Below are 5912 nucleotides of genomic sequence, written 5' to 3' on the forward strand. Positions count from 1 at the left end.
TGAGGCCGCATTTGAGTTTAGGAATGAAAACACCAAACCAAGTGCACAAAAAAAGCCAGGAGCAAAAGCTACTGGCCTTCAATTAAAACCGTCAACGTATTTTAGGACGGGACATTTTGTTAGCTATTAAGACAAAAATGCAAACTTGAAAACAAACAAGGCTGTTAATATCCAAACACTAATACTGACTTGATCTTGCTTACCGCACAAGACTTTAACCGCCGTATAAGATATAAAACCAAGTGCAATACCGTGCGCAATCGAAAACGTTAATGGTGTCATTAGTAATACCACAGTAACAGGAATTGCATCGGTCATATCATCCCAGTTTACAAACTTTAAATTTTGCAGCATCAGAACAGCTACATATAAAATAGCGCCTGCCGTAGCATAAGCCGGTACCATTTGTGCAAGCGGTGCAAAAAACATCATTAGTAAAAAGCAAATGCCTACAACTACAGCTGTTAAGCCAGTACGTCCGCCAACAGATACACCAGCAACCGATTCTATATACGATGTAGTCGTAGACGTACCTAGCATCGCACCTGCAATTGTTGCTGAGCTGTCAGCACTTAATGCGCGCCCTAAACGAGGCATGTTACCTTTTTCATCAGCTAAACCTGCTTTTTGAGTTACCGCAACTAATGTACCCGAAGTATCAAAAAGATCGACAAACAAGAAAGCAAAAATAACACTCATCATTGATATATCAAAAGCGGCTGCAAAATCTAGCTGCATAAAAGTAGGCATTATTGATGGTGGCATAGCCATAACACCGTGATATTCAACAAGCCCCAAACTTAAAGCAATGCCAGTCACTAATAAAATACTAATAAGCACGCCACTTTTAAAATCGCGGTATAAAAGCGCTGCAATTACAAAAAAGCTTAATATAGCCAATAACGGTCCTGGAGAAGTAATGTCGCCCAACTGTACTAATGTTGCCGGGCTTGAGACAATAATGCCTGCATTTTTAAGGGCAATTAATGCTAAAAAAGCACCTATACCCGTTGCGATTGCTCGCTTGAGCACCAGAGGTATGGCATTAATAATCCACTCTCTGACTTTAAATAAGCTTAAAAACAAAAATATACAACCCGACATAAATACAGCCCCTAACGCGGCTTGCCAGGTATAACCCATTCCTAATACGACACCATACGTAAAAAAGGCATTTAGTCCCATACCAGGCGCTAATGCTAATGGATAGTTAGCCCATAAACCCATTATAAAACAGCCTATCGCAGCTGCTATACATGTCGCTACAAATGCAGCCCCTTGATCCATCCCAGCCTCTGCGAGCATAGCCGGGTTTACAAATACAATGTATACCATAGTTATAAAGGTAGTTAGGCCAGCAACGCATTCGCGTTTAACTGTTGAATTATTTTCGCTCAGTTTAAATAAGGCTTCGAACATAATAAACTTGTGATAGTAAAAAGTGGCGAGATTTTAACATAAAAATTATCTTTTACAGGACATTTTACCTTGCTATATACTAAACTGTTAGAGTAGTTAAAATAATAAATGAACCAATATGCTTAAAACAACACCTTGTGAGCAAGACTTAGAGCAACAGCTAGATAATATTTTAGGTTTTGTTACTCAACCCGAAAATACCTCTGTGCCCGTTGATAATAAAAAAGATGAGCAAAGTACGTTAAATAAAGCCCTATATTATTTAAAAAATAATCAAGCTCCATTGGCTGCAAAATGGATGCGACTTGCTGCAATGGCGGGAAACCATAGAGCACAGTTTTATTTAGGTTTATTCTTTGTGAAAGGTGAAGGCGTGCCACAAAGTGTATTTCATGCTGTAGCTTGGTTAAGCTTAGCAAGTAGCCAAGGGTACGCCCCTGCCACTGCAGCGGTTACAGATATACGCAAACATATCGAAACTAAGCGATTTAAAGATGCTCAATGTTATGCGGCAAGTTTGTACGAACAAATCCACCAACTCCAGTTTTCTCATATGATCCCTCGCACGAGTGAAAACACATAAGCTAGCTATAGCATAAGTACTGTATGCAGTGTAAAAAATACTGTATATGGTTACAAAGATAATCCTATACAGTATAAAACCCCAAAATGAAGACACTGCTCAAAAATTTATTTTTAGAATACCTTCTCAAAAACGACCCTATAACAACCTGATTAATAAAGAATTATAAATTAAAAAAATAAAAACAATGATCAAAAGCTGAATAACTGTACAAATAAATAGCATAAAAGGCTTGCACGAAAGCACTGTATAAACTACTGTATATGAATACTGTATAAAAACCCAGTGAGTGAAATTATGTTACAGCCTATTACCGTAAGAACAGTTAAAAGTTACCAACAAGATGAGCAAAGCGATTGCGTGAATTTGATTCAAATTGAAGATGAAATTTCAGCGACCTTTGAGCTTTTAAAAGTATTACACCAATACAATAGCTCTAATGCATGGACGTTACTAATTGCTCCAGATCACGTACCTAGCAAAGCTTTACTTGACTCATGCTCTATTGATACAAGTAAATTACTTGTTATTAGACAGAAGCACCTAGTAAATTTAGAGTATGTATTAAATTCTGCATTACATAACGGAAACTTTGCAGCGGTAATTACCTGGACCGATATAGTTAATAACCAACTACTTACGAATCTATCGTTCGATTTAAGTAAAACGAATACAAAACTATACTGTTTTACTAAAAAGTCTCAAACAACAGAGATATCACTCGCCCAATAAGCTTGTTAAACTAATGTTTTAGACTTTGTATTATTATTATGACTTCACTCAATACCACATTATGTTTTTGCAGCAGTGGGCACAATTATGCCGATTGCTGCGAGCCGCTTCACTTATCTGTTAAGCAAGCTGATTCTCCTGAACAACTTATGCGCTCACGATTCAGTGCTTATGTTATTAAAAATGCAGAATATGTTTATCAAACCTACGCAAAAGAAAAACAAGCTGAAAATCCGGTTAAAGAAATCAATGATTTTGCTAACAGCTGTCGATTTATAAATCTTGATGTAATTGGGTCAAGCCATGATGGAGATACCGGCACTGTAGAATTTAAAGCCCAATATTTTTATCAAAACTTATTTTGTGAGCTTCACGAAAAATCGCAGTTTATTAAAGAAAACACTCAATGGCGTTATTTAGATGGCACTATATATCCTGTTGAAGATATTAAAGTGGGCAGAAATGATGACTGCCCATGTGGTAGCAATAAAAAGTACAAAAAATGTCATAGCGTGTAATAAATAATCTTATTTAATATTTATCACCTACAAGGTGTTTTTAAGTGGCAAAGTGATTTATTAGCTAGCTAAACTTAAAAACACACTTGGTTACGACCTTGCATTTTGGACTCATACATTTTTTCATCTGCGATCTGCAAGGTGTTTTTGTTATTTACGTACGGTTGTAGGGTTGCACCGCCAATACTAATAGTCACAAAGTCATATTCTGAATATCTGTGTAATATTCCTAAATCGACCACATTTTGTTTAATTTTATCAGCAACACAAATCGCACCTTCAGTGCTTGTATGCGGTAGAACAACTACAAACTCTTCGCCGCCGTAACGCGCAACAAAATCGGTTGGCCTTTGCAAACTATTAGTAATAGTTTGTGCAACAAGGTTTAAAACCGTATCGCCTTGCACATGACCATAAAGATCGTTGTATTGCTTAAAGTAGTCTATATCGATGAGTAATAGTGCATAGTCGACTTTTTCTCGTAAGGCGCTTCGTTCCATTTTAGAAAAATGCGCATCAAAATAACGACGATTGAATACCTTTGTTAAATCATCTAGAAATACTTTTTGATTGAGTAAGTCATGTTGCAGTTTCATCGTAATATGGGCGCGCACTCTTCTATATAAAGTTTCCGAGTTAGTTGGTTTCTTTATAAAATCTACAGCCCCTGCTTCCCAGCACTCTTCTTCTTGATTTTCAGATGAGGTGACAAAAATAACGGGGATATCTTGTGTTTCAGATATATTTTTTAATTTTAGACATGTTTCAATACCACTCATTCCTTCCATATTAATATCGAGTAGTATTATATCTGGCGGATTATGTTTACAAATTTCAATCGCATCCTCACCACAGCTCGTTGTTGTTACACTAAAATGCTCTGATAATATTTTTTTTAATACAATTAAGCTTAATAGCTGATCGTCAACGACAAGTACCTTAGAGCTCTTTAAGCTTAATTTCAATTGGTGGTCAGAGTAATTTATAGGCATGGTACAACTGTTTTGTTTTTTTAATTAAACACACCCTATATTACTATATTTTGTTATGCAAATGTTAATAAATCGAAATTCTACTTATTAGTTACTAATAAAAATGATTTATGGTGAATCTTTAATGCATAAAAACAAAAAATGAGCCACTTGGGCTCATTTTAAAACTTCGAACACTTAATTAAATTAAGTGTTATTCGTCATCATCTAAATCTAACTGTTGACGTTGAGCAGGTCGAGCTAAAATCTCTACATAGAAAGAGGTCAAACCTTGCTTTTCAATTTCGCCAATTTGGTTACTTAATTCAGCAACGTGCACAACTTGCGCATCTTCAGCTGTGTTACCAAACTTACAGTCAAATGCCCAATAGTCAGCATCTTCAGGTAGCGTTTTATTACGCTCTCTTTTCAAATATTTTTTCACTTCGTGCTTTGCAGCATCAACCATACGAGGGTATTTGATTTTCTCGTGATTTAGCGTGAATGTTTTCTTCATTACGTTCCTAATTACCTTGGTTTAATGATAATGGCATTTCATGTCATACCATTTGACGCCATTATAGCAATTGCATTTAATTTTTGGATGCTTTTTTTTCATTAAATCAATTATTAGCAAATATATAAAGCAGACCCGTTATAAAGCATATATTAACTGGTGATTATTACAATCATATATCACACCGCAATGAGCTGAAGTGGTTGATGTAATGCATCATTATTAAGGCTGTCGTAAAAAGCAGCTGCATCTATAGGGGGATTAGCTAGTTGAGTTTGTCCGCTTTTAATTCTTCTTCTGACGGCAAGCTCACAGTTATCTATTATATTAAGTGGAATATGCTTATCATCATTTCTAATCGCAAGTGGTTCAGGGCTTAAGCATTGTCTTAACTTAATACTTGTCATACCACAGCGCTCTCCTTCTTGAGATATTAATGATGCATTAAATTGTCCAACCAACATATTATATTCATCAGGGGCTAAAAGTTGCTTTGGACCTGCGCCAAATTGCTTTCTTAACGCCTCTTCTTCTATAACTAAATTATCTATTTCAGTTTTTGGTAAATGAAATTGACTAAAGTCGAGTGCGTCATGTGACAGCATCGCTAATAATAGTGCAAATTCGCCACGGCGATTTTCATGAACACTATTATTGAGTCTACTGTTTAACTGACTCTCTGTGATTAACAAATCATCTATTTGCATAGTCTTTAGCCGATTGTGGTAACTGATAGATATTTATCGGCTTTATTTCAATTTTCTTTAGCTTTTTTCTTTACTTAAATACGCAATTTGCTATTATCAGCGCCGTTGCATTGGAGGGGTTCCCGAGCGGCCAAAGGGATCAGACTGTAAATCTGACGGCTCAGCCTTCGCTGGTTCGAATCCAGCTCCCTCCACCACTTTTCTTACCGCTAAGTTAAGTGGGGCCAAATGCAATAAAATTAGTGTGGAGGGGTTCCCGAGCGGCCAAAGGGATCAGACTGTAAATCTGACGGCTCAGCCTTCGCTGGTTCGAATCCAGCTCCCTCCACCACTTCTCTACTATTCCTATATTCCTATATTCCTATATTCCTATATTCCTATATTCCTATATTCCTATATTCCTATATTCCTATATTCCTATATTCCTATATTCCTATATTCCTATATTCCTATATTCCTATATTC

At 36.3% G+C, this 5912-nt stretch carries 7 protein-coding genes and 2 tRNA genes; 5 read left to right on the forward strand and 4 right to left on the reverse strand.

From position 1 onward, the window contains the following. Positions 1 to 126 precede the first annotated feature (126 nt). Entirely contained in the window at positions 127 to 1419 is a 1293-nt protein-coding gene (locus I6E70_RS18475) for an NCS2 family permease (protein ID WP_010555089.1), read from the reverse strand. Between the two features lie 118 nt (positions 1420 to 1537). Here I6E70_RS18475 and I6E70_RS18480 point away from each other — a divergent pair, with 118 nt between their 5' ends. The 3 genes from I6E70_RS18480 (at position 1538) to I6E70_RS18490 (ending at position 3252) form a co-directional block, all read left to right on the forward strand. Further along, the gene (locus tag I6E70_RS18480; protein ID WP_007583707.1) at positions 1538 to 2002 is read left to right on the forward strand and encodes a tetratricopeptide repeat protein; all 465 of its coding nucleotides are present in this window, start codon (positions 1538 to 1540) and stop codon (positions 2000 to 2002) included. Positions 2003 to 2299: 297 nt separating this feature from the next. Then, positions 2300 to 2734, forward strand: coding sequence for a SulA-like leucine-rich domain-containing protein (locus I6E70_RS18485; RefSeq protein ID WP_007583705.1), 435 nt, complete (start codon positions 2300 to 2302; stop codon positions 2732 to 2734). A gap of 38 nt (positions 2735 to 2772) precedes the next feature. Then, the gene (locus I6E70_RS18490) at positions 2773 to 3252 is read left to right on the forward strand and encodes a YchJ family protein (RefSeq protein ID WP_010555087.1); all 480 of its coding nucleotides are present in this window, start codon (positions 2773 to 2775) and stop codon (positions 3250 to 3252) included. A gap of 74 nt (positions 3253 to 3326) precedes the next feature. On the opposite strand, the gene I6E70_RS18495 is transcribed toward I6E70_RS18490, so the two are convergent. The 3 genes from I6E70_RS18495 to I6E70_RS18505 all read right to left on the reverse strand — a co-directional run bounded on the left by I6E70_RS18495 (position 3327) and on the right by I6E70_RS18505 (position 5447). Continuing rightward, entirely contained in the window at positions 3327 to 4244 is a 918-nt protein-coding gene (locus tag I6E70_RS18495) for a GGDEF domain-containing response regulator (RefSeq protein WP_024598317.1), read from the reverse strand. A gap of 193 nt (positions 4245 to 4437) precedes the next feature. Continuing rightward, positions 4438 to 4740 carry a DUF6172 family protein gene (locus I6E70_RS18500; RefSeq protein ID WP_002961433.1) on the reverse strand — a complete coding sequence of 101 codons (303 nt, stop codon included), beginning with the start codon at positions 4738 to 4740 and terminating at the stop codon, positions 4438 to 4440. Positions 4741 to 4919: 179 nt separating this feature from the next. Next, positions 4920 to 5447 carry a VC2046/SO_2500 family protein gene (locus I6E70_RS18505; RefSeq protein WP_197189360.1) on the reverse strand — a complete coding sequence of 176 codons (528 nt, stop codon included), beginning with the start codon at positions 5445 to 5447 and terminating at the stop codon, positions 4920 to 4922. A gap of 112 nt (positions 5448 to 5559) precedes the next feature. Here I6E70_RS18505 and I6E70_RS18510 point away from each other — a divergent pair. After that, positions 5560 to 5644 (forward strand) — tRNA-Tyr (locus I6E70_RS18510). A 49-nt stretch (positions 5645 to 5693) separates the two neighbouring features. Then, a tRNA-Tyr gene (locus I6E70_RS18515) sits at positions 5694 to 5778 on the forward strand. Positions 5779 to 5912: the final 134 nt, after the last annotated feature.

The organism is Pseudoalteromonas sp. NGC95 (assembly GCF_015864705.1).
Lineage (GTDB): Bacteria > Pseudomonadota > Gammaproteobacteria > Enterobacterales > Alteromonadaceae > Pseudoalteromonas > Pseudoalteromonas arctica.

Bases quoted from the DNA above. Each gene is read 5' to 3' on its own strand.
- I6E70_RS18495 (WP_024598317.1), bottom strand. From the start codon at position 4,244: ATGCCTATAAATTACTCTGACCACCAATTGAAATTAAGCTTAAAGAGC.
- I6E70_RS18475 (WP_010555089.1), bottom strand. From the start codon at position 1,419: ATGTTCGAAGCCTTATTTAAACTGAGCGAAAATAATTCAACAGTTAAA.
- I6E70_RS18480 (WP_007583707.1), top strand. From the start codon at position 1,538: ATGCTTAAAACAACACCTTGTGAGCAAGACTTAGAGCAACAGCTAGAT.
- I6E70_RS18500 (WP_002961433.1), bottom strand. From the start codon at position 4,740: ATGAAGAAAACATTCACGCTAAATCACGAGAAAATCAAATACCCTCGT.
- I6E70_RS18485 (WP_007583705.1), top strand. From the start codon at position 2,300: ATGTTACAGCCTATTACCGTAAGAACAGTTAAAAGTTACCAACAAGAT.
- I6E70_RS18505 (WP_197189360.1), bottom strand. From the start codon at position 5,447: ATGCAAATAGATGATTTGTTAATCACAGAGAGTCAGTTAAACAGTAGA.
- I6E70_RS18490 (WP_010555087.1), top strand. From the start codon at position 2,773: ATGACTTCACTCAATACCACATTATGTTTTTGCAGCAGTGGGCACAAT.